The organism is Streptomyces sp. NPDC050759, from assembly GCF_044456945.1.
In the GTDB taxonomy this organism is placed as follows: Bacteria; Actinomycetota; Actinomycetes; order Streptomycetales; family Streptomycetaceae; genus Streptomyces.
This window is the reverse complement of the sequence record NZ_JBITGI010000009.1, coordinates 255,112-278,918: the sequence shown is the minus strand read 5'-3', so window position 1 is coordinate 278,918 and position 23,807 is coordinate 255,112. Positions and strand designations below refer to the sequence as shown.

General features: G+C 69.3%; 23 protein-coding genes. 8 read left to right on the top strand and 15 right to left on the bottom strand.

Translation table 11 applies throughout. The features are described from left to right. Positions 1 to 27 precede the first annotated feature (27 nt). On the top strand, positions 28 to 426 hold the full coding sequence (locus ACIBJB_RS26745) for a roadblock/LC7 domain-containing protein (RefSeq protein WP_069763352.1): 399 nt from the start codon (positions 28 to 30) through the stop codon (positions 424 to 426). A gap of 4 nt (positions 427 to 430) precedes the next feature. Then, complete coding sequence (locus ACIBJB_RS26740; protein WP_398933801.1) at positions 431 to 859, top strand: hypothetical protein; 429 nt, start codon at positions 431 to 433, stop codon at positions 857 to 859. Positions 860 to 880: 21 nt separating this feature from the next. Here the strand turns inward: ACIBJB_RS26740 and ACIBJB_RS26735 are convergent, their stop codons facing one another. The 5 genes from ACIBJB_RS26735 to ACIBJB_RS26715 all read right to left on the bottom strand — a co-directional run bounded on the left by ACIBJB_RS26735 (position 881) and on the right by ACIBJB_RS26715 (position 5,713). Beyond that, positions 881 to 3,244: an ABC transporter permease gene (locus ACIBJB_RS26735; protein ID WP_398933799.1), complete on the bottom strand. Its 2,364-nt coding sequence runs from the start codon at positions 3,242 to 3,244 to the stop codon at positions 881 to 883. Further along, positions 3,241 to 3,927, bottom strand: coding sequence for an ABC transporter ATP-binding protein (locus tag ACIBJB_RS26730; protein WP_057609980.1), 687 nt, complete (start codon positions 3,925 to 3,927; stop codon positions 3,241 to 3,243). The genes ACIBJB_RS26735 and ACIBJB_RS26730 overlap by 4 nt, the downstream gene beginning before the upstream one ends. Beyond that, positions 3,924 to 4,448 carry a PadR family transcriptional regulator gene (locus ACIBJB_RS26725; protein ID WP_057609981.1) on the bottom strand — a complete coding sequence of 175 codons (525 nt, stop codon included), beginning with the start codon at positions 4,446 to 4,448 and terminating at the stop codon, positions 3,924 to 3,926. Before ACIBJB_RS26725 ends, ACIBJB_RS26730 begins: the two co-directional genes overlap by 4 nt. A 105-nt stretch (positions 4,449 to 4,553) precedes the next feature. Continuing rightward, positions 4,554 to 4,850 carry a hypothetical protein gene (locus ACIBJB_RS26720; RefSeq protein WP_398933796.1) on the bottom strand — a complete coding sequence of 99 codons (297 nt, stop codon included), beginning with the start codon at positions 4,848 to 4,850 and terminating at the stop codon, positions 4,554 to 4,556. Continuing rightward, positions 4,796 to 5,713, bottom strand: coding sequence for an SPFH domain-containing protein (locus tag ACIBJB_RS26715; protein ID WP_398933794.1), 918 nt, complete (start codon positions 5,711 to 5,713; stop codon positions 4,796 to 4,798). The genes ACIBJB_RS26720 and ACIBJB_RS26715 overlap by 55 nt, the downstream gene beginning before the upstream one ends. A 236-nt stretch (positions 5,714 to 5,949) precedes the next feature. Between ACIBJB_RS26715 and ACIBJB_RS26710 the strand changes: the two genes are divergently transcribed. After that, complete coding sequence (locus ACIBJB_RS26710) at positions 5,950 to 8,316, top strand: transglycosylase domain-containing protein (protein WP_398933792.1); 2,367 nt, start codon at positions 5,950 to 5,952, stop codon at positions 8,314 to 8,316. A 57-nt stretch (positions 8,317 to 8,373) separates the two neighbouring features. Here the strand turns inward: ACIBJB_RS26710 and ACIBJB_RS26705 are convergent, their stop codons facing one another. The 4 genes from ACIBJB_RS26705 to ACIBJB_RS26690 all read right to left on the bottom strand — a co-directional run bounded on the left by ACIBJB_RS26705 (position 8,374) and on the right by ACIBJB_RS26690 (position 13,628). Next, entirely contained in the window at positions 8,374 to 10,503 is a 2,130-nt protein-coding gene (locus ACIBJB_RS26705) for a SpoIIE family protein phosphatase (RefSeq protein WP_398933790.1), read from the bottom strand. A 295-nt stretch (positions 10,504 to 10,798) separates the two neighbouring features. Next, positions 10,799 to 11,491 carry a DUF402 domain-containing protein gene (locus tag ACIBJB_RS26700; RefSeq protein ID WP_398933788.1) on the bottom strand — a complete coding sequence of 231 codons (693 nt, stop codon included), beginning with the start codon at positions 11,489 to 11,491 and terminating at the stop codon, positions 10,799 to 10,801. A 72-nt stretch (positions 11,492 to 11,563) separates the two neighbouring features. Next, positions 11,564 to 12,967 (bottom strand): class II fumarate hydratase, encoded by a 1,404-nt coding sequence (locus ACIBJB_RS26695; RefSeq protein ID WP_398933786.1) that lies wholly within the window; start codon positions 12,965 to 12,967, stop codon positions 11,564 to 11,566. Between the two features lie 43 nt (positions 12,968 to 13,010). Then, entirely contained in the window at positions 13,011 to 13,628 is a 618-nt protein-coding gene (locus ACIBJB_RS26690; protein WP_398933784.1) for a hypothetical protein, read from the bottom strand. Positions 13,629 to 13,970: 342 nt separating this feature from the next. Here ACIBJB_RS26690 and ACIBJB_RS26685 point away from each other — a divergent pair, with 342 nt between their 5' ends. After that, on the top strand, positions 13,971 to 14,300 hold the full coding sequence (locus tag ACIBJB_RS26685; RefSeq protein ID WP_398933782.1) for a hypothetical protein: 330 nt from the start codon (positions 13,971 to 13,973) through the stop codon (positions 14,298 to 14,300). A 40-nt stretch (positions 14,301 to 14,340) separates the two neighbouring features. Here the strand turns inward: ACIBJB_RS26685 and ACIBJB_RS26680 are convergent, their stop codons facing one another. Continuing rightward, positions 14,341 to 14,916 carry a CGNR zinc finger domain-containing protein gene (locus ACIBJB_RS26680; RefSeq protein WP_398933780.1) on the bottom strand — a complete coding sequence of 192 codons (576 nt, stop codon included), beginning with the start codon at positions 14,914 to 14,916 and terminating at the stop codon, positions 14,341 to 14,343. A gap of 87 nt (positions 14,917 to 15,003) precedes the next feature. Between ACIBJB_RS26680 and ACIBJB_RS26675 the strand changes: the two genes are divergently transcribed. Next, positions 15,004 to 16,176 carry an epoxide hydrolase family protein gene (locus ACIBJB_RS26675; protein WP_398933778.1) on the top strand — a complete coding sequence of 391 codons (1,173 nt, stop codon included), beginning with the start codon at positions 15,004 to 15,006 and terminating at the stop codon, positions 16,174 to 16,176. Between the two features lie 353 nt (positions 16,177 to 16,529). Here the strand turns inward: ACIBJB_RS26675 and ACIBJB_RS26670 are convergent, their stop codons facing one another. Then, a complete protein-coding gene (locus ACIBJB_RS26670) occupies positions 16,530 to 18,200 on the bottom strand; it encodes a fumarate hydratase (RefSeq protein WP_398933776.1) in 1,671 nt (556 codons plus the stop codon). 166 nt (positions 18,201 to 18,366) lie between these two features. Between ACIBJB_RS26670 and ACIBJB_RS26665 the strand changes: the two genes are divergently transcribed. Then, positions 18,367 to 19,083, top strand: coding sequence for a DUF1707 domain-containing protein (locus tag ACIBJB_RS26665; RefSeq protein WP_398933774.1), 717 nt, complete (start codon positions 18,367 to 18,369; stop codon positions 19,081 to 19,083). Between the two features lie 174 nt (positions 19,084 to 19,257). After that, positions 19,258 to 19,632, top strand: coding sequence for a WhiB family transcriptional regulator (locus ACIBJB_RS26660; protein WP_079072149.1), 375 nt, complete (start codon positions 19,258 to 19,260; stop codon positions 19,630 to 19,632). A gap of 132 nt (positions 19,633 to 19,764) precedes the next feature. On the opposite strand, the gene glpX is transcribed toward ACIBJB_RS26660, so the two are convergent. Continuing rightward, entirely contained in the window at positions 19,765 to 20,799 is a 1,035-nt protein-coding gene (glpX, locus tag ACIBJB_RS26655) for a class II fructose-bisphosphatase (RefSeq protein ID WP_037719931.1), read from the bottom strand. A gap of 127 nt (positions 20,800 to 20,926) precedes the next feature. On the opposite strand from glpX, the gene ACIBJB_RS26650 reads away from it, so the two are divergent. Beyond that, complete coding sequence (locus tag ACIBJB_RS26650) at positions 20,927 to 21,448, top strand: DUF4245 domain-containing protein (protein ID WP_398933772.1); 522 nt, start codon at positions 20,927 to 20,929, stop codon at positions 21,446 to 21,448. A gap of 66 nt (positions 21,449 to 21,514) precedes the next feature. Here ACIBJB_RS26650 and ACIBJB_RS26645 read toward each other — a convergent pair whose 3' ends face one another. From ACIBJB_RS26645 to xseA, 3 genes are all read right to left on the bottom strand, one after another. Next, on the bottom strand, positions 21,515 to 22,105 hold the full coding sequence (locus ACIBJB_RS26645; protein ID WP_057609993.1) for a malonic semialdehyde reductase: 591 nt from the start codon (positions 22,103 to 22,105) through the stop codon (positions 21,515 to 21,517). Between the two features lie 136 nt (positions 22,106 to 22,241). Then, positions 22,242 to 22,478: an exodeoxyribonuclease VII small subunit gene (locus ACIBJB_RS26640; protein ID WP_057609994.1), complete on the bottom strand. Its 237-nt coding sequence runs from the start codon at positions 22,476 to 22,478 to the stop codon at positions 22,242 to 22,244. Positions 22,479 to 22,487: 9 nt separating this feature from the next. Further along, positions 22,488 to 23,696 (bottom strand): exodeoxyribonuclease VII large subunit, encoded by a 1,209-nt coding sequence (gene xseA / locus ACIBJB_RS26635; protein ID WP_398933769.1) that lies wholly within the window; start codon positions 23,694 to 23,696, stop codon positions 22,488 to 22,490. Between the last annotated feature and the right edge of the window lie 111 nt (positions 23,697 to 23,807).

The window sequence follows — 23,807 nt, the reverse complement described above, 5'->3', positions numbered from 1 at the left end:
GTGAACAGAATGAGGGGAGTTGAGTACATGGATCACAAAGCCCTGGCGCTCGAAATGCGTGGTCTGCGCGAACAGGTCACCGGAATCACCGACACCGCGGTCGCCGCCGCGGACGGACTGCTCATCGCCGCGGACACCGCCGACTCGATCGACCCGGAGGGCCTCGCCGCGCTCGCCGCGGCCGGTCTCGGCCTGGCCCGGCGCACCGCCGGGGCGACCGCCCGCGGCGCGCTGCGCCGGACGGTGACATACGGCAGCCACGGCTGCGCCGCCTTCTACGCCGTCGGTGACACCGCCCTGATGGTGGTGCTCGGCGACGAGGGCATGGACCTGGACCACCTGCACCGGGCGACCCAGCCGACGCTGAACCGGATCGGCTCGATCCTCACCGACAAGGCGACCGAGAAAGCGCCAGAAGGAGTCTGAAGGGATGGCGACGAAGCGTATGACCTCAGGTTTCTCCGACCAGGTGATGGGCCTGGTCAAGTCCCTTCGCACCGATGCCCCCGACTGTGTGGCGTCCGGTGTGGTCGACATGTCCACCGGCATGCTGCTGTCGTACGAGACCGTCGAGAACCACCCGCCGGAGGTCCTGGACCTCCTGGCGGGTGCGACCCTCGACCTGTTCCAGGGCCGTACGGTCGTGATGATCGAGGACGTCTTCAAGGAGCGCCGCGGGGTCGCCAGTGACAACCACTTCTTCCAGGAGATCCTGGTCAACAGCGAGAACCTCACGCACCTGTTCGTGCGGCTGAGCGAACAGCAGGACGTCGTGGCCGTGGTGGTCTGCCGCAAGTCGGTCAACGTCGGCATGCTGTTCGCCCAGGTCCGGCGGGTGGTGAAGGAGTACAGCCTCTGAGTGGAGGCCGGCTGCGGGCGGTTACTCCGTCCGCAGCCCGTCCGGCCGCATCAGCCTGAGCAGCGGCGGCAGGCTCAGCAGCGTCACCACCAGGACGACACCGGCGCCCACGCCGGTCATCGACAGCACGCTCGACCAGTCCACGCGCACCGAGGTGTCGGTCATCTTCAGCAGGACCACGCCCAGCGTCAGCCCCACCGCCGAGGCCAGCAGCAGACCGAGCCCGACCGGGATCGCCGTCTGCCACAGCACCGACAGGCTGAGGGTGCGCCGTCTGGTGCCGAAGGCGACCAGCGCCGACAGCAGCTTCCTGCGCTCGCGCAGCTGTTCCAGCTGGGAGACCAGCAGGCTCGCCCCGATCAGCGCGAGGACACAGACGGCGCCCACGAACAGGCCGGTGCGGATGGAGGAGTAGCGGTCGTTGCTCTCGGTGGACACCCAGGTCATGGGCTCCTCGTACGGGTTGATCCGGGCGGCCGTGTTGCGGACGTGGTCGCGCGCGTCCGGCAGCGAGTCGTCCACCCGCACATAGATCTCTCCGCGCACCCCCGCCGCGGCCTGTGCCGGGAAGGCGCCCGGGGTGAGCAGGATTCCGCCGCGCCGGTAGCCCGTCGGGTCGGCGATGGACTCCGCCTGCTTGACGGCCTTCGGGACCGTCCAGACGACCGAGGTCTGCTTCTCCGCGGCCTCGGAGGTGTCGAAGTAGAGCTTCTCGCCGGGCCGGGCCGTCACGTTCGACGCGTCGTCGGCGTTCTGCCTGTCGGTGTCGCCCTCGCCCGCCGCCGGCGCGACATGCGAGACGAAGATGTCGCCGTCGCGGCAGGAGGGCAGCTTGGCCACCTCACGCAGGGACGTGCAGTCGGCGACGGTCACCCGGGCCCAGTTCGCGTCTTCGCCCGTGCCGTCGTTGACGAAGCCCTCGTCGAACGCGTACACCTGCCGGACGCCCTTGGTCGCGGCCAGTTCCTTCGCGGTCGCCGCGAGCGCCTTCCCCTTCGGGACGGTCACCTGCATCTGCGCCCGCGAGATGTCGTAGCCGGTGTCCTTCGTGTAGGCGCTCGAGGTGCCCGCGAACAGCATCTGCAGCGCGATCGCCCCGGCCACCGCCACCGCGATGCCGTTGACCATCCGGGCCGCCGTGCCGCTGCTCAACTGGAGCCTGCGCACGGCCAGTTGCCAGGACACCGCGCCCGCGCCCAGCCGGGCCACGACCGCCTCGACGATCCACGGCAGCAGCGCGGTCACACCGACAAGCAGCAGGATGACACCGCCGCTGACGAGGTACTGGTTGAAGTCGCCGCCGTCCCGGCCCTGTCCGACCATCGGGTACAGCATCCCGAGCCCGGCCAGCGGCAGCAGCAGCCGCCACCACAGCCTGCGTCGCGCGGGCTTCGCCGTACGCACCACGCCGAGCGGCTCGATCACCACGCCCCGCAGGGCGAGCAGCGTCACCAGCACGGCCGCCGCGGGCACCGCGACCGCGACCAGCAGGGCCAGCAGCGGCGAGGGGTTGAGATAGCTCGGGAACACGCTCTGCCCGAACACCTCGACGGAGCCCGCCACTTCGCGGCCGATCAGGAAGAACCCGGTGCCGAGCACGAGACCGAGCACCGAACCCGCCAACGCCTCGCCGGCGGCGATCCGCCGGGTCGAGCGGCCGTCGGCACCCACCAGACGCAGGGCCGCGAGCCGTCGGTCGCGCCGCTCGCCGCCGAAGCGCGCGGCCGCCGTGATGAACACGGCGACCGGCATCAGCAGCACCACGAAGACGACCAGGACCAGCAGCACCAGCACCGGGTCGGAGTCCGACTCGGTCGGGTTCGGGTTCCCGTACTTGTCGATCCGGCTGATCCCGGCGCCGTTGATGTCCTGGGCGGCGAGCCCCTCGGCCCCGCGGTAGAAGGCGAGTTCGTGGGAGCCGATCAGCCCGCTCTCGGCGATCGTCCCGGCGATCCGGTTCGGCAGCCGCTCCCGCAGCAGCTTGCCGTCCTCGGATTCCAGCAGTTTCTTCAGCGCGGGGGAGACGACCATCTCGCCGACCGCGGGGAACTTCGCGACCCCGGGCGGCAGGGGCGCCTTCGGCCCCTCGGGCTCCAGGTCCCGGCCGCGGATCTCGGTGTCCCGGAAGGTGGTCGACGCGTTCCCCGACAGCAGGGTGTTGTCGGCCTTCTTCATGTCTTGCCCGTAGTTGATGTCCGCACGGGCGTCGCCCCGCTCGTGCCGGACCGCCAGCGCGTTCGGCAGCGCGGTGGTCAGCAGCAGCAGCGCCACCCCCAGGCCCACGCCGACCGCGGTCAGCAGCGCCCGGACCCATCCCTCGCGTCCGCCCGCGAAGGCGAACCTGCCCCCCATGGCGAGGTCTCTCCACCACTGCCTGAGACTCATACGACCCGCTCCATGTCCCGGGACTTCCCGTCCCGTACGACGATCTCGCGGTCGGAGTAGGCGGCCACCCGTGCCTCGTGCGTGACGAGGACGACGGCCGCGTTGGTGGACCGGGCGGCCTCGGTGAGCAGGTCCATGACACGCTCGCCGTTGAGGGAGTCGAGCGCGCCGGTCGGCTCGTCGGCAAACAGCACGCGCGGGTTGGTCACCAGGGAGCGGGCCACGGCCACGCGCTGCCCCTGACCGCCGGACACCTCGCCGGGCCGCTTCTTCCTCAGGTCGTCGACCTCGAGGCGTTCCATCCAGCCCAGCGCCGCCTTCTCGGCCTCCTTGCGGGACGTGCCGTTGAGCCGCAGCGGCAGCGCCACGTTCTCCACGCAGGTCAGCTCGGGGACGAGCTGACCGAACTGGAAGACGAACCCGAACTCGGAGCGCCGGAGCGCACTGCGCTCGGCGTCGTTCATCGTGGCCATCTCCCGGCCGTTGTAGGTGATCGAGCCCGAGTCGGGCGTGACGATCCCGGCGAGACAGTGCAGCAGGGTCGACTTGCCGGACCCGGAAGGGCCCATCACGGCGACGACCTCGCCGGGGTGGATGGAGAACTCGGCGCCGTCGAGGGCGACGGTCGGACCGTAGGTCTTGCGCAGCTCGTCGGCCACGAGCAGGGAACCGGCCGGGGTCACTTGACCACCACCTCCGCGAGCTTGTCGAGACGCGCGGCGGTGAGCTCCAGCCAGCGCAGGTCGGCTTCCAGATGGAACAGGGCGTGGTCGCAGATCAGCTGGTCGGCGAGGTCGCCCTTGCGCTTGCGGTCGGTGAGGATGCGCATCATCCGCAGGTGCTCGGCGCGCTGGTTGTCGAGGATGTCACCCGCGTCCCGGTGCGTGAGCAGCGCGAGGACGACCTTGGTGTACAGCGTGGACTGGAGATACGGCTCGGGCTTCTCCGGCGTAGCGAGCCACCGCTGGACGTCGGTGATCCCGGCGTCGGTGATGGCGTACCGCTTGCGCTCGGGGCCGCCGCCGGGCTCGATCCCGTCGACTTCGACGAGCCCGTTCTTCAGCAGCCGCGACATCGTCGAGTAGACCTGGCCGTAGTGCAGCGGCCGGTCATGACCGAACTTCTCGTCGAAGGCCCGCTTGAGGTCGTAACCGTGGCGGGGCCCGGACTCCAGGAGCCCTAGGAGGGTGTGACCGATGGACATGGAGAGGACTGTACATGCGGTGTATACCCCTCGTGTATACGCGGGGTGTGCAGTCGAGTCCGGGGCGTATGGAGGCGCAGGTGAGGACCGATTGTCACGGTTCTGCTACGGGTCCTGGGCATCCTTGGGCGGCCGTCCCCGGCGCGGCAGCGGCCCCGTGTCACCGGGAAGCCGGCCGGCCTCCTTCAGGGCCCGGCGCAGCAGGAACTCGATCTGCGCGTTCGCCGACCGCAGCTCGTCCCCGGCCCAGCGCGCCAGCGCCTCGTACACCAGCGGGTCCAGCCTCAGCAGCACCTGCTTGCGCTGCTGAGGCCGCCGCTCCGGGGAACCCCCCTCGGAAGGTGTCGTCACTGGTAAAGCGTCCCGGTGTTGAGAACGGGCTGCGGGGCGCGGTCGCCGCACAGGACCACCATCAGGTTGGACACCATCGCCGCCTTGCGCTCCTCGTCCAGCTCGACGATGTCCCGCTCGGTGATCCGGGCGAGCGCCTCCTCGACCATGCCGACCGCGCCCTCCACGATCTGCCGCCGGGCCGCGACGACCGCGCCGGCCTGTTGCCGCTGGAGCATCGCCGAGGCGATCTCCGGCGCGTAGGCGAGGTGGGTGAAGCGGGACTCGATGATCTGGACACCGGCCGACTCCACGCGCGCGTGCAGCTCGGTGGCGAGCTTCTGGGTGATCTCGTCGGCGTTGCCCCGCAGGGAGAGCCCGCCCTCCTCGTGGGCGTCGTAGGGGTACTCGATGGCGATGTGCCGTACCGCCGTCTCCGTCTGGGTGGCGACGAACTTCACGAAGTTGTCCACCTCGAAGGTGGCCTGTGCGGTGTCCTCGACCTTCCACACCACGACCGCGGCCAGCTCGATCGGGTTGCCGTAGGCGTCGTTGACCTTGAGGACGGCGGTCTCGTGGTTGCGGACCCGGGTGGAGACCTTCGTACGGGAGGTGAAGGGGTTCACCCAGCGCAGGCCGTCCTGGCGGATCGTGCCCTTGTACCGCCCGAAGAGCTGGACCACCCGGGCCTCGCCCGGCGCGACCGTGTTCAGGCCGCGCAGCGAGATGAGCGCCACGATCAGGACGAAGGCCCCGCCGACGGCGTAGCCGGGACTTTCCCCGCTCGCGGCGAACAGGAAGACGGCCAGCAGCAGTCCGGCCAGGCCCAGCAGCAGCGCGAGCGCGCCGCCGATGCTGTGCGCGGCGAACTCCCGCACGCGCGGGGCGGGCATGTCGGGTGTGTCGGCGATGGATGCGGAGTCTTGCGCGGACATGGAGGTCCCCCGTTTCGAGACTAGCTCAGTGCTAACTAATTGATATCACATTACCCCGTCCCGGCAACCTTGACACCCTCTCGGAGGTCTGGTTCCGAGGAGGCGGGTGCTGATTCTCACGCCCCCCGAAGACCCGATCGAAGGTCCTGCGCCATATGGACCGGTGTTAGCTTTCTGAGCTGACCTGTGCCACGAACCTGTGTGGCCGCCGATGAGGAAGCGGAGCGAGTCGACCCATGGGACGAGCGGAAGAGAGAAGAGCACGTCAGCGCGGTGGCCGCCGCGCGGCGCCGCCCACGCGCTCGTCCCGGACGCCGAGTGAGGGCCTCGCGCCGGGCGGGGGCGTCGCGCCGGGCGGCAGGGCCGCTGCGCGCAAGGCGGCCGCCCGCGGTAAGAAGGGCGCCAAGAAAGGTAAGAGCGGTATACGCCGGCTCTTCACCTGGAAGAAGATCCTCGGCACGTTCTTCGCCTTCTCCCTGCTCGGCATCGGCGCCTTCGTCGTGATGTACATGATGATCGACGTGCCGAAGGGCAACGCGAAAGCTCAGGAACAGAGCAACATCTACAAGTACAGCAACGGCTCGGTCATGGCCCGTGAGGGAGACACCAACCGCGAGATCGTCGACCTCTCCGAAGTGCCCAAGCCGGTCCAGCGCACCTTCGTGGCCGCGGAGAACAAGACCTTCTACTCGGATGCGGGAGTCGACTTCAAGGGCATCGCCCGCGGGCTGTTCAACACCTTGTCCGGCAAGGGCAAACAGGGTGGCTCCACGATCACCCAGCAGTACGTCAAAAACTATTACCTCGACCAGGACCAGACCGTCACGCGCAAGCTGAAGGAACTGGTCATCTCGCTGAAGGTGGACCGCGAGACGCCCAAGGACGACATCCTCGCCGGCTACATCAACACCAGCTACTACGGCCGCGGCGCCTACGGCATCCAGGCCGCCGCCCAGGACTACTACCGCGTCGACGCCAAGAAGCTCAGCGTCGAGCAGGGCGCCTATCTCGCCGCGCTGCTCCAGGCCCCGAGCCAGTACGACTGGGCGGTCGCCAGCGACACCGGCAAGAAGCTGGTGACGGCCCGCTGGAACTACGTCCTGGACAACATGGTCGAGCAGGGCTGGCTGGACAAGACCGAGCGCGCGAAGATGACGTTCCCGGTCCCCAAGGAGCCCAAGGCCGCCCCCGGGATGGAGGGGCAGAAGGGCTACTTCGTCAAGCTCGCCAAACAGCAGCTGGAGAAGCAGCTGGTGGCCAAGGAAGGCATCACCCAGGACGAGGCGGAGGCCCGGGTCGAGAACTCGGGGTGGACCATCACCCTGAACATCGACAAGAAGAAGCAGGCCCAGCTGGAGAAGGCGGTCAAGACCCAGCTGACCAGCCAGCTGGACCCGAAGAAGCGGCCGGTCGACAAGAACGTCCAGGCCGGTGCCGCCTCCGTCGACCCCAAGACGGGGAAGATCGTCGCCCTGTACGGCGGCACCGACTACACCAAGCACTTCTACAACAACGCCAACCGCACCGACTACCAGCCCGCGTCGACCTTCAAGCCGGTCATCCTCGCCGCCGCGCTGGAGAACGGCTCCGAGACGCAGGGCGGCAAGGCGATCGGCGCGAACACGATCTACGACGGCACCAGCAAGCGCCAGGTCGTCGACAGCAACGGCGACAAGGTCGGATTCGCTCCCGAGAACGAGGACGACGGGAACTACGGCAAGGTCACCGTGCAGACGGCGATGGACAAGTCCATCAACTCCGTCTTCGCGCAGATGGGCGTGGACGTCGGCATGGACAAGGTGCTGGCGACGGCCACCAAGCTCGGCATGGACACCGGCAAGCTGAGGCCGCTGCCCGCCTACACCCTGGGCACGATGGGCGCGAGCCCGATCCAGATGGCCGGTGTGTACGCCACCCTCGACAACCACGGCAAGCAGGTCACGCCGAGCATCATCGAGTCGGCGGAGCAGGGGGGCACCGAGTTCCAGATGCCCGATCCGATCGGCGAGCAGGTCATCAGCCGGGAGGCCGCCGACACGGTGACCTCGGTGCTGACCGGTGTGGTCGACGACGGTACGGCCAAGAAGGCCGTCCAGCAGAACCCCGCACGTGACGGCCGCAAGGTCGCAGGCAAGACGGGTACCTCCGACGACAACAAGTCGGCCTGGTTCACCGGCTACACCCCGGACCTGGTCACCTCGGTCGGTCTGTTCGGTGAGGACTACAAGACCCACGGGCAGAGCAAGCTGTACAACACGGCCGGCCTCGACCGCGTCAACGGCGGTGGCTTCCCGGCGCAGATCTGGGCGGCGTACACCTTCGGCGTCGCGGCCGAGAACACCAAGTTCGACCTCGACACCGACCAGGGCGCAGCGGTTCAGCCCAGCTGGACCCCGAGCCCCACCCTCTCCCAGTCCGAGACGCCGTCGTCGACCCCGACCAAGGAGAAGCCGTCGGAGACGCCCTCGGAGTCGCCGACGGAGTCGCCCTCGGAGTCGCCGACGGAGTCGCCGTCGCAGTCTCCGCCGACCAGCGAGCAGAGCACTCCGGCCGAGATAACGACCTCACCGGAGAATCCGTTCGACCCGAACGGCGACCAATAGCGACAGAGCAAAAGGGGGCGCCCGGCTTCTGCCGGGCGCCCCCTGTCTGTCTCCGAGCTAGCTCCTGTTGAGCTCGAACCACACCACCTTGCCGGTGCTGAGCCGGGTCGCTCCCCACCGCCGGGCCAGCCGGTTGACGAGGTACAGCCCCCGCCCACCCTCGTCGGTGGCCCGGGCCTGGCGCAGCCGCGGCAGTTGCGGCACGTCGTCCCCGACCTCGCACCGCAGCACATCGGTCCGCAGCAACCGAAGCGTCACCGGCCGGGTCGCGTACCGCACCGCGTTGGTGACGACCTCGCTGACCAGCAGCTCGACGGAGTCGGTGAGGTCCTCCATGCCCCAGCGGGACAGTGCCCGCCGCGCGAGCCGCCGGGCACGCCCCGGTGCCGCGTCCTCCGGCTCCAGGAACCAGTACGCCACATCGCTGGGCGCGATCCCGTCGAAGCGAGCAGCGAGCAACGCGATGTCGTCGTCCCGGTCGCCAGGACCGAGCATGTCGAGCACCTCGTCGCACAACGCCTCCAGCGGCGGCGGATGATCCGGACCGGTGAGCTGAGCGGTCGCGGCGAGCTTCTCCCGCAACTGCTCTATCCCGGTCCACACGTCCCGCAGCCGGGACTCGACGAGCCCGTCGGTGTACAGCAGCAGCGTCGCCCCGGCCGGCGCGTCCAGTTCCACGGCCTCGAAGTCCACGCCCCCGACGCCGATCGGCGCGCCCGGCGGCACCCGGAGCACCTCGGCACGGCCGCCCAGGTGCAGCAGCACCGGTGGCGGATGACCGGCGTTGGCGATGGTGATGCGGTGCGACACCGGGTCGTACACGGCGTAGAGGCAGGTCGCCATACGGTCCGTACCGAGCCGCTGCGCCTGCTCGTCGAGGTGGTGCAGCACCTCCTGCGGGGGCAGATCGAGCCCGGCCAACGTCTGTGCCGTGGTCCGCAACTGACCCATGATCGCCGCGGACGTCATGGAGTGGCCCATCACGTCACCCACGACCAGGGCGACCCGGCTGCCCGGCAGCGGGATCGCGTCGTACCAGTCCCCGCCCACCCGGGCCGTCTCGGCGGCGGGCAGATAGCGCGACGCCAGCCGGACCCCCGTCGGCCGCGGGAGCGTCTCGGGCAGCATGGTGCGCTGCAGCTCGTCGGCGATGTACGCCTCACGGCCGTACAGGACGGCCTTGTCGATGCCGAGCGCGCTGTGCGTGGCGAGCTGGGCGGCGACGAGCAGGTCGTCCGGGTCGAAGGGGATGCGGTCGGGGCGGCGCAGGAACAGCGCGGCACCGATGACCCGGCGCCGGCCGCGCAGCGGGGCGAGGATCGTCCGCCGACCGGTCGGTACGGCGTACTCGCCGCCCTCGCCGAGCAGCTCCGGCAGCGCGGCGCGGGCCGCGGGCGTGTCCGTGAAGACCGGCCGCACCCCGCGCAGCACCTCGGCGAGCGCACTGCCGGGCTGCACCTCGCACAGTTCGGTGCCGAGGGCGTCCAGCTCGGTCGGGTTCTCCGGCACCGGCACCGGCAGGATGCCGTCCTCCAGGTCCCGCTCCTGCTGCGGAATCCGGTCACTGCGCCGCAGCCGGAGCACGAGAGGGCCGGTGGGCCGCTCGTCGCCGACCGGCAGCGGGTCGCGCAGATAGACGAGGATCGCGTCCGAGAAGGTCGGCACGGTCGCCCGGCACAGACCCATCACGATCTCGTCCAGGTCGATGCCGCGCGCGATCCGGCGGGTCGCCGCGCCCACGAAGCGCAGCCGGTCGCCGTCCCGCCGCATGGGGATGGGCCGGCCGGGGACCGTGCCCTGTCCGGTACGGCGTTCCTCGCCGCCCACGCCGCTCTGGGGCCGGTCCTGCTCGGCGCCCGGCTGGGCCGGGACGCCTTCGGGTACCGGCCGCGGGCGATGCGTGTCCTGCTCGGCGGCGGCCGGCTGGGAGTGCTCGGGGCCGGTACCGGCCGGGTTCATGCCCATGTCCTTGTGGTTACCGGTCCTGCCGGTCGTGCCGCTGCTGCCCTGGACGACGGGTGCCGCGTCCGGCGTGGGGTCACCGGAGCGGGCCTGGACGGGCAGAGCCGTCGGCGCCTCGACGCCCTGGGCGGACGGTGGCGCCGGGGAACGCAGGAGCGCCCCGCGGGGGTCCGTGGGGTCGACGCCCGGCTGGGGGCGTTCGAAGGAGGTCGGGTGCTCCGTCACGCGTGTCGAATCCGTCCGTCCGGGGCTGCGCGCCGTACGCGCAGTGGGTCCCGCCGAAATGCCGATACCCGGAATGCGTGTCCCAGGAACGGAATTCCCGCGTGGTCAGGGGCTGTTCCTGCGTTTTTGGTCAACCTTCCGCGGCCCGTACCGGTGTTGCCCTCATACCCCACGCTCACGTCCTGCCGCCCCTCGGTGACGATCGGTCAAGCCCAGTGCCCGCTCCGGTAGTTGCCGCTGCGCACTCTTGCGGAGGACGATCCTACGTTTGCAGCCCGGGGGCGCATCAAGGGTCTCATGAGGACAAGTGCGCGGGCGTACGGTCCCAGTCTTCCGGAAGAAGCGGCACAGTCCAGGACGGATCGGGCCGCCAGTCGGGCCAGCCGTCCGAGAACGGCGGGCCCCAGGCGCGGATCACCTCCACCGCGGACCGCCCCGCCTGTCTGACCTGTTCGGCCAGGTCCGGGCCCATCAGTCCGTCCTGCTGGGCCTGCGCGAACTCGTCCTCGTCCCGCCACTGCCACCTGCGGTCCGGATCCACGGTGATGTCCAGGAAGTGATCCTCGGAGTCCACACCCCCGGCCCACCGGGCCAGTGGCTCCTCGAGGTTCACATACCAGTTCTTGAACCGCCAGCCCGGCTCCCAGAACAGCCACACCGACCACGGCAGTCCCGGCCGCGCCAGTTTCAGCACCCCGGTGCCGAACCAGCGGTCCCGCTGTACGGAACGCGGCTTGGTGTAACGCGACTCCAACGGCTCGGCATGCACCGACGTGCCGTCGGCCAGCACCGGCCTCACACACTCGGTGCCCGGTGCCAGCCACACGGCGAGCAGGTCCTCGTCGTCGCGTACGACGGTGACCGGGCGGGCGATGTGGACGTGCGCGCCGGCGTTCTCCCGGTAGCGCCACAGGATCTGACTCCCGGGCTCCCAGAAGTGCGCCGACGTACCCGCTTCCACCGCTCTCACCGCTCCACCGTCTGCCATGACCAGATATTAGGTGCCATAGGCATACGACGCTGCGGTGCGCGTCACGGTTCACCCCGGGGCGGGGAAAGGTTACGGCCGTGTCATCCGCAGGACATCCAGCGCCTCGTCGAGTTGCTCCACCGTGAGATCGCCGCGTTCGACATAGCCGCTCTCCAGTACCACCTGGCGGATCGTCTTCAGCTCCGCGAGGGCCTTCTTGGCGACCTTCGCGGCCTCCTCGTACCCGATGTACTTGTTGAGCGGGGTGACCACGGAGGGCGAGGACTCGGCGTACTCCCGGGCGCGTTCGCGGTGCGCGACGATCCCGTCGACGGTCCGGTCGGCCAGCAGCCGGGACACGTTGGCGAGCAGCCGGACCGACTCCAGGACGTTCTTGGCGATGACCGGCAGCATGACGTTGAGCTCGAAGTTGCCGGCCGCACCGGCGGTGGCGACGGTCGCGTCGTTCCCGACGACCTGGGCGGCGACCATGAGGACGGCCTCCGGGATCACGGGGTTGACCTTGCCGGGCATGATCGACGAGCCGGGCTGGAGGTCGGGCAGGGAGATCTCCGCGAGCCCGGTCCTGGGCCCGGAGGACATCCAGCGCAGATCGTTCGCGATCTTCGTCAGACCGACCGCGATGGTCCTGAGCTGCCCGCTGGTCTCGACGATCCCGTCCCGGGCGCCCTGCGCCTCGAAGTGGTCCCGCGCCTCGGTGAGCGGCAGCCCGGTGGTGCGGGCGACCTCCTCGATGACGGCGGCGGGGAAACCGGGCGGGGTGTTGATGCCGGTGCCGACCGCGGTGCCGCCGAGCGGCAGTTCGGCGAGCCGGGGAAGAGAGGCCTGCAGCCGCTCGATGCCGTACCGCACCTGTGCCGCGTACCCCCCGAACTCCTGCCCCAGGGTCACCGGGGTGGCGTCCATCAGATGGGTCCGCCCGGACTTGACGACATCGGCGAACTCCTCGGACTTGCGGGCGAGGGCCGTGGCGAGATGGTCGAGGGCGGGGATCAGGTCCCGGGTGACGGCGGCGGTGGCGGCGATGTGGATGGAGGAGGGGAAGACGTCGTTGGACGACTGGGAGGCGTTGACGTGGTCGTTGGGGTGCACGTCACGGCCGAGCCGTTCGGTCGCCAGCGTCGCGATGACCTCGTTGGTGTTCATGTTGGACGAGGTGCCGGACCCGGTCTGGAAGACGTCGACGGGGAAGTGCGCGTCCCAGTCCCCGCGGGCCACCTCGTCGGCCGCCTCCTGGATCGCCTCCGCGACGTCCTTGTCGAGCACCCCCAGCCGCGCGTTCACCTTCGCGGCCGCCCCCTTGATCCGGGCGAGCGCCTCGATGTGCGCCCGTTCGATCCGCTGTCCGGAGATGGGGAAGTTCTCCACGGCCCGCTGGGTCTGGGCCCGCCACCTGGCGTCCACCGGGACACGGACCTCGCCCATGGAGTCGTGCTCGATGCGAAACGCCTGTTCCTGCTGCTCGTCGGCCACTGCCGATCACCTCCGTCGTGGTCAGCGTCCGTGACCGCCGAGGCTATTCCTGCCGCAGGACCTGGCCCGGCAGGCTCGGCCGCTCGGCGGGCGGGAACAGACCGGCCAGGTAGCGGTGCAGTTCATCGGCGCGGGACTGGACCTGGCGGGCGTGCTCGGCCAACTCCCGTGCGCGCAGGTCGGCCTGCTGCGACTCCGCACGCAGCCGCTCGGCCTCCTGCTCGAACCGCACGATGTGCCGGCGGATCTCCGTCAGCCACTCCGGCTGGTCCGCCTCGCGGCCGGAGAGGTGCCCGAAGTGCAGGGTGGCCTCGGGGTCGGAGGGCCGGCCGCGCTGCAACCCGGCGAGTTCGGTGGTGAGGGACTGCAGTGTCTGTTCGAGGCGGTCGGTGCGGTACGTGTGCTGGTCGAGTCGCTCGACGATCTCGTTGAGCAGCGAGGCGACATGGTCCTCGGCGGCGTGGACCTCGGCCTCGGCCGCACGGTATCGGCGCCGCCAGTAGTCGAGGGTTTCCTGCTCCTTGTCCTCCGGATACTGGCAGATCTCACAGATCGCCCTGACGACGTCCTCGATGAGTTTCCAGGAGGCCAGCTCTGTTTTGCACCACGCCCGGTACACCCCCGTCTTGCTGCGAAAACTGACTTCCGCGATGCGGGCCATGCTCACATTCGACTCCAGGCAGAATGCGTTGAGCTCCTGGCCGAACTGTTCGATCGGGGATCTGCGGTGCTTTGACAACGTCGATCGCCCCCGGACCCGTACGCTCACGATCTTGAGGGTGTCGGGGGCGGGGGAGGCCCTCCCTTCCTTTCTGCCCGATAAGTGTGGCAGTTCGCCGAAGATCCAATTGCCGTTGCCGTTCTCGGTTTTTAGCGGAGAACTCGAGAGGCCGGTGAGCGGCAAGAGGCGGAACGCGGTCGGTGATACATATGAGCAGACGGTTGGAGAGGGGACCAAACGGCCGCCGCGGCAAGCGAGTTGTACGACCGAGAGGCAGTATCCATGCACGGACCGGGGCGGGACCCCCACGACGACCGCGATTCCCAGCTGCGTTTCCAGATGATCGAACTGGCCGCCAATCTCCTGGCGTTGCTGTCCATCCTGGCGACCATGCTGGTCATCGTGCTCGCAGCGGACACGGGCCCGACGCTGATCGCCGCCCTCGCCACGGCGGCGTCGGTGTCGTTCCGCGGCTGGCTGGCCTACCGCCACCGCCGACCGGGCAACCCGACGCCATTCCCGGCCCCCGATCGTCCCCGACTGCCCGGCCCCCGCCGGTCGTTGGATCAGTCGGCGGACTCGACGGTGGAGAACGGCAACGGGCCCCTCTGAACCTGCGAAGGCGGCGGTGGGGACGGCACCGAGCTAACGATCACTCCGCTGATCTGGTGTTTTTGCGCTGGTTGGCGTTGAAGCGCGCCTTCTTCTGACGGTTCCCGCACGTGTTCATGTCGCACCATTTACGGGTGCGGCTCTGGCTGGTGTCGAAGAAGGCGGCCCGGCAGGTCGGTGACGCGCACAACGCCAGTTTTCCGTCTCGCTCGCCCGCGATGATGCTGATCGCGTCGGCGGCGATCACGCCGAGGGCGTCTTCCACCCGGGAAGTCGAGCTGAGCTGCCATCGCCGCTTGCCCTCGGGCGTCAGGACCGCCGCGGCCCGACCCTGAACGCTGCGGTCATTGATGACCTGGACAGCGGACGCAGGGAGCGCGTCCTGGATCGCGGCCGCCGTCGCGGCGGCGTGGATCGATTCCCTCAGTTCCCGGGCGAGGTCGAGCTGGGCAGGGGTGCAGGAGTCCACGGCGAGGCCGTACACGGCCAGCCAGTCGACAAGCCGTTGCGGCGTGGGAATGCGCTCCACGGCGTCGCCGTGACGCTCCGACAGAGTCCCCGTGAAGCTGGTCGCCAGCACGGTACCGAGGCGGAAGTCAGGGAAGCCGGCACGCATGGAACCACCTTAGCCGGTTGCTCGTCGGCATGAAGGCATGCCACGCTGGAACCGCCTTAGACGGTTCAGCGACGGCCAGGAGGTCCCATGCCCCGTCCGACCAGCGACGTAGAAGCATTCGAAGCCCACGCAACCGACGCCGACCTCGGCGATCTGCGCGCGCGACTGGCCGCGGCGCGACTACCGGAGGCTGAGACGGTCCATCGCGCCGCGCCCGACCCCCGTCGATGGGAACAGGGCGTTCCGCTCGCCGACCTCGTCGATGTCGTGAACTACTGGCGGACCGGGTACGACTGGCGGTCGTTCGAAGAGCGCCTTGACCGTATCGGCCAGTTCCGCACGACTATTGACGGACTGGGAATCCACTTCCTGCACCGCCGATCCGCGCGCGCAGATGCCGTTCCTCTGATCCTGACGCACGGTTGGCCGGGCAGCATTGCCGAGTTCGTCGATGTGGTGGACGAGCTGGCCGATCCGAAAGACGCGGACGCGCCGGCGTTCCACGTCGTGGTCCCGTCGCTGCCGGGCTTCGGTTACAGCGACAAGCCGGCCACCACCGGGTGGGGAACAGAAAAGATCGCGGCCGCCTGGGTGGAACTGATGGGAAGGCTCGGTTACGGCAAGTTCGCAGCCCACGGCGGCGATTGGGGAGGCAATATCACCACGGTTCTCGGCGGCAGGTTCCCCACGCACGTTCTCGGCATCCACACCTTGTTCGCGGAGGCACCGCCCGGGTTGACCACGGACGGGCTGACGGCGGTCGAGCGCAGGTGGACCGAGGAAACCCGCGACTTCTGGCGCCACCGCGCGGCGTACGCGAAGCAGCAGGCGACCCGACCGCAGACCATCGGCTACTCGCTCGTCGACTCACCGGTCGGGCTTCTCGCCTGGATCCTCGACAAGTTCGCCGAGTGGTCGGACACCGAGGACAGCCCGTTCGAGACGCTTTCCATGGACAGGGTTCTCGACGACGTCACCCTGTATTGGCTGACGCGGACCGGCGCGTCGGCGGCCCGCATCTACTACGAAAGCCACAACTCGCTGGACCCGGAACTCCGGGTCGACGTCCCGTCGGCAATCACCATGTATCCCCGCGACATCGAGAAGTCCCCGCGCCCCTGGGCACAGGAGCGGTACCGACAGATCGTCCGATGGAGGTCACCCGACACCGGCGGACATTTCCCGTCACTGGAGGTTCCCGGGTATTTCGTCAAGGACCTGCAGGAGGGCCTCGCGGCAGTACTGACCGCCAACCGGTGAAGGCAGCAACAGACCCCCCGGCGTCCGCCGAGGGGTCTGGAGGCTTCTATTGTGGCCGCCGATCGTCGGGCGGCGGATCCAGCGTCGTCCAGATCCTGACTGCCGCGGCAGGCGCTGCCATGGTGCCGGGCGCGGGCTCCTGATAGGCGATCACCATGCTCCGTGGCAGTTGCTGATCCATGTTGTAGTAGCCCAGAACAGCCCCAGATCGCGGCAGAGAGCGTGCGCTTCTCCCGTGTTCATCCCGACCACGTCAGGGACTTCGATGCGTGCCGACCCGTCATCCATCCCCGCACCATACGGTCGACCGCGCCGCAGCGGTGAGGCTTCCTGACGCCGCCCCGGACGGCGACTCAGCCCAGTCCAGGCCCCCGGACCGGGATGCTGGTGAACGTCGGCTGCTCGGGTTCCCGGGAAGTGAAGAAGTCGTTGCCCTTGTCGTCGACGACGATGAACGCCGGGAAGTCCTCGACCTCGATCTTCCAGACCGCCTCCATGCCGAGCTCCTCGTACTCGACGACCTCGACCTTCTTGATGCAGTCCTGGGCGAGCCGGGCGGCCGGGCCGCCGATGGAGCCGAGGTAGAAGCCGCCGTGCGCGTCGCACGCGTCGGTGACCTGCTTGCTGCGGTTGCCCTTGGCCAGCATCACCTTGGAGCCGCCCGCCGCCTGGAACTGCTCGACGTAGGAGTCCATACGGCCGGCCGTCGTGGGGCCGAAGGAACCGGACGCATAGCCCTCGGGCGTCTTGGCCGGGCCCGCGTAGTACACCGGGTGGTCCTTCAGGTACTGCGGCATCTCCTCGCCCGCGTCAAGCCGCTCCTTGATCTTGGCGTGTGCGATGTCACGCGCGACCACGAGCGGACCGGTCAGCGAAAGCCGCGTCTTCACCGGGTACTTGGTGAGCTCCGCGAGGATGTCGTCCATCGGCTGGTTGAGGTCGATCTTGACGACGTCACCGTCGGACTCGAGGTGCTCGTCCGTCGTCTCGGGCAGGAACCGCGCCGGGTCCGTCTCCAGCTGCTCAAGGAAGACCCCCTCCGCGGTGATCTTCGCGACGGCCTGGCGGTCGGCCGAGCAGGACACGGCGATGGCGACCGGGCAGGACGCGCCGTGCCGAGGCAGCCGTACGACACGCACGTCGTGGCAGAAGTACTTCCCGCCGAACTGCGCCCCGATCCCGATCTTCTGCGTCAGCTCGAAGACCTTCTCCTCCAGCTCCTTGTCCCGGAAACCGTGCCCGAGCTCCGAGCCCTCGGCCGGAATCTCGTCCAGGTAGTGCGCGGAGGCGTACTTCGCGGTCTTCAGCGCGTACTCGGCCGACGTACCGCCCACGACGATCGCCAGGTGGTACGGCGGACAGGCGGCCGTACCGAGCGAACGGATCTTCTCCTCCAGGAACTTCATCATGGAGGCCTCGTTCAGGACGGCCTTCGTCTCCTGGTAGAGGAACGACTTGTTGGCCGAACCGCCGCCCTTCGCCATGAACAGGAACTTGTAGGCGCCGCCGTCGGTGGCGTACAGCTCGATCTGCGCGGGGAGGTTGGAACCGGTGTTCTTCTCCTCCCACATGGTCAGCGGGGCCATCTGCGAGTAGCGCAGGTTGAGGTTCAGGTACGCGTCGTAGATACCGCGGGACAGGGCCTTCTCGTCCTCACCTTCGGTGAGGACGTTCTGTCCGCGCTTGCCCATGACGATCGCCGTGCCGGTGTCCTGGCACATCGGCAGCACGCCCGCGGCCGCGATGTTCGCGTTCTTGAGCAGGTCCAGCGCCACGAACTTGTCGTTGCTCGATGCCTCGGGGTCGTCGATGATCCGCCGCAGCTGAGCGAGGTGCGCGGGCCGCAGATAGTGCTGGATGTCGTGGATGGCCTCCGTGGCGAGCTTGCGCAGCGCCTCCGGCTCCACCTTGAGGAAGGTCCGCCCGTCGGCCTCGAAGGTGGAGACACCCTCGGAGGTCACCAGCCGGTAGGGGGTGGTGTCCTCTCCCATGGGGAGCAGATCGGTATACGCGAACTCAGGCATCTCAGCCCATTCCTCACTCGAAAGACGGCCACCCACCTCCGTCGGCGGGCCGCACCAGCGTAGAACCTGTCCAAGGGCTAGAGCTTGTGAGGTAAGGCTCAGTTGGTTCGCCAAGAGTTGTCCACAGGCCTAGTCGCGATCTATCGCGTTTCGGTACGCTGCTGCCGTGGACCTTCAGAAGCCCGACCTTCAGAAGCACGCCGGCCCCGCACCGGCGGTGGCCGACCTGCGTGCCTCGGACGCCGACCGCGACCGTGTCGCCGACATCCTGCGCGAGGCCCTCGCCGAGGGCCGCCTCACCGCGGACGAGCATGCGGAGCGGGTCGAGGGGGTGCTGAGCGCCAAGACGGTGGGTGAGCTGGAGGTCTTCATACGGGACCTGCCGGCGGCCCACGAGCGCCGTGCCGCCCCGGCCTGGACCCCGGCCCCGAACCGCCCGACCGACGCGATACCCCACGACCCCGACGACAACGTGGTGGCGGTCCTGAGTGCCGCCGTCCGCAAGGGCCGCTGGCGCGCGGGCCGCCGCATCCACGCCTACGCGATCTTCGGCAGCGTCGAGATCGACCTCAGCGAGGCGATCTTCGAGTACCGCCAGGTCGTGATCAAGGCGTTCTCGCTCTGCGGCAGCGTCGAGGTGCGCGTCCCCGAGAACATCTCGCTGCGCGGCACGGGCGTCGGTGTCCTCGGCGACTTCCAGGTGGACACGCTCGACTCGGCCGAGCAGGACGCGCCCGTGGTGTACGTCGATGGCTGGGCCGTCCTCGGCAGTGTCGACGCGAAGCCGAAGCGGGGCAAGCTCGTCGCGGACATCCTCGACCGGGTTCAGCGCGCGGTCGATCGCAAGGTCGACAAGAGTTTGCGCAAACATCTGGATCGTTGACGGCTGTGAATCCGGGCGCGTCCGAAGCGAACGGATCCGTCCGTGGCGGGCTCCCGCAAGCGCACGCGACCGCCCGCGATCCAGCGGTTCGGGACTCAGTGCATAGGCGCGCGCACAGCGGGTAGGGCTTGCTGCATCGTCTCTCGCTCGCGAAGCCGTCGTCAGGAGTAGACCGTGCTGCAACCGCCGCATTCGTCCCTGCAGGTAGCTGCCGTTCCGGCCCAGCGGGTGCCAGTGCGGGACAGGGACCAAGACGCTCCATGGCACACCGAGGCGGTGTGCCGGCGCGACGAGGCCGGCCTGTTCTTCGCCCCGTCCAAGGAACCCACCGCCGCCAGGCTTTCTCGCGAGGAGGCCGCGAAGCGCGTCTGTGCCCGCTGTCCCGTCATGGTCGAGTGCCGCGAACACGCCCTGCTCCAACCCGAGCCCTACGGCGTCTGGGGCGGCCTCACCGCAGCGGAACGCCGGGTGGTCCTGGCCCGCAGGCGCCGCCGCGACCTGGAACTGCAGAAGGCGGCGAGGGCGGCGCGCATAGCCCAGGCGGGCTGAGAACAAGGACAAGAGGAAACGGCGCCCCCTCCGCACCGGGGGCGCCCATCTCCTCAGGGGCGCGGGGAACTGCGCGAGAAGCCCCACGCAGCCGCACCCGCCGGCGCTCCGGACCCCCCGAGCCGTCAGGCGCTATTTGGCGCGATCAAAATCAATCGCGCTGTAGGCCCGCAGCTTGCTGAGCCGGTGCTCGGAGTCGATCCGCCGCACCGTCCCCGACTTCGACCGCATCACGATCGAGTCGGTCGTCGCGGTCTCCGACCGGTACCGCACACCACGCAGCAGCTCACCATCGGTGATCCCGGTCGCCACGAAGAACACGTTCTCCCCGGACACCAGGTCGTCCGTCATGAGCACCCGGTCCAGATCGTGCCCGGCGTCGATCGCCCGCGCCCGCTCCTCGTCGTCCTTCGGCCACAGCTTGCCCTGGATCGTCCCCCCGAGGCACTTCACGGCACAGGCCGAGATGATCCCCTCGGGCGTACCGCCGATGCCCAGCAGCATGTCGACGCCGGTGCCTTCGCGCAGCGCGTAGATCGACCCCGCCACGTCACCGTCGGAGATCAGCTTGATCCGCGCCCCGGCCTCCCGGATCTCCTTGATGATCCCTTCGTGCCGGGGCCGGTCGAGGATGACCACGGTCACGTCCTCCGGAGTGGACCGCTTGGCCTTGGCGACCCGCCGGATGTTCACGGAGACCGGCGCGTTGATGTCGACGAAGTCCGCGGCCTCGGGACCCGTCACCAGTTTGTCCATGTAGAACACGGCGGACGGGTCGAACATCGACCCGCGGTCCGCCGCGGCCAGTACGGCGATGGCGTTCGGCATGCCCTTGGCCGTCAGCGTCGTCCCGTCGATCGGATCGACGGCGATGTCGCACTCGGGCCCGGTCCCGTCGCCCACGCGCTCTCCGTTGAAGAGCATCGGGGCCTCGTCCTTCTCGCCCTCGCCGATGACGACGACGCCGTTCATCGACACGGTGGAGACGAGGGACCGCATGGCGCGCACCGCGGCGCCGTCGGCGCCGTTCTTCTCGCCCCGGCCCACCCAGCGGCCCGCGGCCATGGCGGCGGCTTCGGTCACCCTGACGAGTTCCAGGGCGAGGTTGCGGTCGGGGGCCTCTGAGGGGACCTCGAGTTCGGACGGCAGATGATGATGCTCGGTCATCGGAGCGCACCTTTCTGATACGACGACGGCCGGATGAGGGTTCGACCGTCGACTCTATCGCCAGTCCGACAAAATGAGCAGGGGACCCCACGGATGAGCGGACCGGGCACCTGCGACGATAGGGGACGTGGCAGGTTCGAACGGCAAGCAGAAGACGGTCCGGGACATGATTCTCTCCCTGGGCGTGATCGGGATCGCGGCGGCGGTCATCTACGTGTTCATCCCGCACGACGACTCCGCTCCCGACATCAAGACGGTCGACTACCGCGTCGAGCTGCTCACGGCCCGCCGCGCGGCCTCCTATCCGGTGGCCGCGCCCGAGGATCTGCCGTCCGGCTGGAAGGCGACCTCGGTGCGATTCCAGGGCGACCAGTTCGACGCCTGGCACCTGGGTTTCCAGGCCCCTGATGATCAGTACGTGCAGGTCGAGCAGTCGACTCAGAAGCCGTCGACGTTCATCGACGAGGCGAGCCAGGGCGGCGAGGCGACGAAGCAGACCCAGCAGATCGCGGGCCGCACCTGGACGCGGTACACGGGCGGCCGCTACGACGCCCTCGTGCACACGGGTGACGGGGCGACGACGGTGGTCGCGGGGACGGGATCGTTCGCCCAGCTGGCCGAGATGGCGAAGTCGCTCAAGACGGCGTGAGACCGCACGAGAGGGCCCGGCCGCCAGGCGGCCGGGCCCTCTCGTGTGTCCGTCGTGTCAGCCGTCTCAGACGGTGGTGACGACCTCGTCGTACGCGAGGCGCGGGGAGCGCGGGAACCAGGCGTCCTCGCCCGGCTTGCCGATGTTGACGACCATCAGCGGGGTGTGGTCGTCGTCCAGGAACTCCTTGCGGACGCCCTCGAAGTCCAGACCGGTCATCGGGCCGGCGGCGAGGCCCGCGGCACGGACGCCGATGATGAAGTACGCGGCCTGCAGGGCGGCGTTCAGCCCGGCGGCACCCTCGCGGGCGGGGCGCTCGCTGAAGAAGACGTCCTTGGCCTGCGGGAAGTGCGGGAAGAGCTCCGGCAGCTCCTCGTGGAACTCGTTGTCCGCGGAGAGGATCGCGACCAGCGGGGCGGTGGCGGTCTTGGGCTGGTTGCCCTCGGCCATGTGCTGGACCAGGCGCTCGCGGGCCTCGGCGGAGCGGACCAGGGTGATGCGCAGCGGGCTCTGGTTGAAGGCGGTCGGGCCGTACTTGACCAGGTCGTAGATGGCCTGGAGCTGCTCGTCGGTCACCGGCTCGTCGGTGAAGGTGTTCGCGGTACGGGCCTCGCGGAAGAGCAGGTCCTGGGCGGCGGGGTCAAGAACGAGAGACATGGAAAACCTTCTCGAGGGGGCGTCGACCCCGGAAACGGACCGGGGACCGGTTGACGTCTCGACGGTACGCCACTGAAGTTCAACCTTCAACAAAAATCGGGGCGTGGTGATCCGCTTCACAGATCACCCAGGTCTCCTACTCGGCGTCGCCCTCGGTCCCGGCCTCTTCCTCCTCGGCCAGTGCCGCGTCCAGCCGCGCCCGCGCCCCGTCCAGCCAGCGCCGGCACACCTTGGCCAGCTCCTCGCCCCGCTCCCAGAGCGCGAGGGACTCCTCGAGCGTCGTACCGCCCGCCTCCAGCCGCCGTACGACCTCGATCAGCTCGTCCCGTGCCTGCTCGTACCCGAGCGCCTCTTCCGCCACCTTGCTGGTCATCCGCCCACCCTATGCATCGACTCGGACAACGAACTCACCCTCGGCAACCCGCGCCCGCAGGGCCTCCTCCGCCGTCACCTCGTCCGGCGCCCGCACCACATGCCCGTCGGCCTTCTGCAGCACGGCGTACCCGCGCTGGAGGGTCGCGGCGGGGGAGAGGGCCACCACGCGCGCGTGGGTGTGCGTCAGCTCGGAGTCGGCGCGGTCCAGCAGATGGCCCAGGGTGCGGCGGCCGCGGTCGGCCAGCGAGGACACATGGTCGGCGCGCTCGTCGATCATCCGGTGCGGATCCTCTATCGACGGCCGCGCGAGGGCCTGCGCGAGGCCACGCTCCTCCCGCTGGAGGAAGGACTCGACACACCGCCGCGCGCGGTCCCGCAGCGCCCGCACCCGCTCGTACTCCTCACCCACATCCGGTACGACCTTCTTGGCCGCGTCCGTGGGCGTGGAGGCCCGCAGGTCGGCGACGTAGTCGAGCAGCGGGGTGTCCGGCTCGTGCCCGATCGCCGACACCACCGGCGTACGACAGGACGCGACCGCCCGCACCAACTGCTCGTCGGAGAACGGCAGCAGGTCCTCCACGCTGCCCCCGCCGCGCGCCACGATGATCACGTCCACGTCGTCCAGCGCGTCGAGCTCCTTGACCGCCTGGACGACCTGGGGGACGGCGTGCACGCCCTGCACCGGGACGTTACGCACCTCGAAACGGACGGCCGGCCAGCGGTGCCGGGCGTTCTCCAGGACGTCCCGCTCGGCGGCCGAGGCCCGGCCGCACACCAGCCCGATGAGCTGCGGCAGAAACGGCAGCGCCTTCTTGCGCTCCGGCGCGAACAGCCCCTCCGCGGCGAGGGACTTCTTCAGCTGCTCCAGCCGGGCCAGCAGCTCACCGACCCCCACGGGCCTTATCTCGGCGGCCCGCAGCGAGAGCTGGCCCCGCGGCGCGTACCACTCCGGCTTCGCCAGTACGACGACTCGGGCGCCCTCGCTGACGACATCGGCGATCTCGTCGAAGACCTGGCGGAAGCAGGTGACGCTCACCGAGATGTCGTACGACGGATCGCGCAGCGTGAGGAAGACGACACCCGCGCCCGGGCGCCGGGACAGCTGGGTGATCTGGCCCTCGACCCACACGGCACCGAGGCGGTCGATCCAGCCGCCGATCAGGCGCGACACCTCGCCGACGGGCAGGGGCGCTTCGGGAGTCGAGTTCACAGCCATGCCGCGAGCGTAACGGCCCGGTACGACAACGCACCGTCACCGGCGGTCACCACGCGGCGGGTTCCGGCCTGCTTCGCTGCCCCACGCCCGCGACGCCTCCACGGTCACGGC

What these genes read in the sequence shown, in the direction of transcription:
- ACIBJB_RS26645 (WP_057609993.1), bottom strand. Translation starts at nt 22,105, where the DNA reads ATGTCTCTCGTTCTTGACCCCGCCGCCCAGGACCTGCTCTTCCGCGAG.
- ACIBJB_RS26690 (WP_398933784.1), bottom strand. Translation starts at nt 13,628, where the DNA reads ATGGCCCGCATCGCGGAAGTCAGTTTTCGCAGCAAGACGGGGGTGTAC.
- glpX (WP_037719931.1), bottom strand. Translation starts at nt 20,799, where the DNA reads ATGACCGAGCATCATCATCTGCCGTCCGAACTCGAGGTCCCCTCAGAG.
- ACIBJB_RS26640 (WP_057609994.1), bottom strand. Translation starts at nt 22,478, where the DNA reads ATGACCAGCAAGGTGGCGGAAGAGGCGCTCGGGTACGAGCAGGCACGG.
- ACIBJB_RS26735 (WP_398933799.1), bottom strand. Translation starts at nt 3,244, where the DNA reads ATGAGTCTCAGGCAGTGGTGGAGAGACCTCGCCATGGGGGGCAGGTTC.
- ACIBJB_RS26725 (WP_057609981.1), bottom strand. Translation starts at nt 4,448, where the DNA reads ATGTCCATCGGTCACACCCTCCTAGGGCTCCTGGAGTCCGGGCCCCGC.
- ACIBJB_RS26700 (WP_398933788.1), bottom strand. Translation starts at nt 11,491, where the DNA reads ATGGCAGACGGTGGAGCGGTGAGAGCGGTGGAAGCGGGTACGTCGGCG.
- ACIBJB_RS26685 (WP_398933782.1), top strand. Translation starts at nt 13,971, where the DNA reads ATGCACGGACCGGGGCGGGACCCCCACGACGACCGCGATTCCCAGCTG.
- ACIBJB_RS26715 (WP_398933794.1), bottom strand. Translation starts at nt 5,713, where the DNA reads ATGTCCGCGCAAGACTCCGCATCCATCGCCGACACACCCGACATGCCC.
- ACIBJB_RS26675 (WP_398933778.1), top strand. Translation starts at nt 15,004, where the DNA reads ATGCCCCGTCCGACCAGCGACGTAGAAGCATTCGAAGCCCACGCAACC.
- xseA (WP_398933769.1), bottom strand. Translation starts at nt 23,696, where the DNA reads ATGGCTGTGAACTCGACTCCCGAAGCGCCCCTGCCCGTCGGCGAGGTG.
- ACIBJB_RS26745 (WP_069763352.1), top strand. Translation starts at nt 28, where the DNA reads ATGGATCACAAAGCCCTGGCGCTCGAAATGCGTGGTCTGCGCGAACAG.
- ACIBJB_RS26710 (WP_398933792.1), top strand. Translation starts at nt 5,950, where the DNA reads ATGGGACGAGCGGAAGAGAGAAGAGCACGTCAGCGCGGTGGCCGCCGC.
- ACIBJB_RS26680 (WP_398933780.1), bottom strand. Translation starts at nt 14,916, where the DNA reads ATGCGTGCCGGCTTCCCTGACTTCCGCCTCGGTACCGTGCTGGCGACC.
- ACIBJB_RS26740 (WP_398933801.1), top strand. Translation starts at nt 431, where the DNA reads ATGGCGACGAAGCGTATGACCTCAGGTTTCTCCGACCAGGTGATGGGC.
- ACIBJB_RS26670 (WP_398933776.1), bottom strand. Translation starts at nt 18,200, where the DNA reads ATGCCTGAGTTCGCGTATACCGATCTGCTCCCCATGGGAGAGGACACC.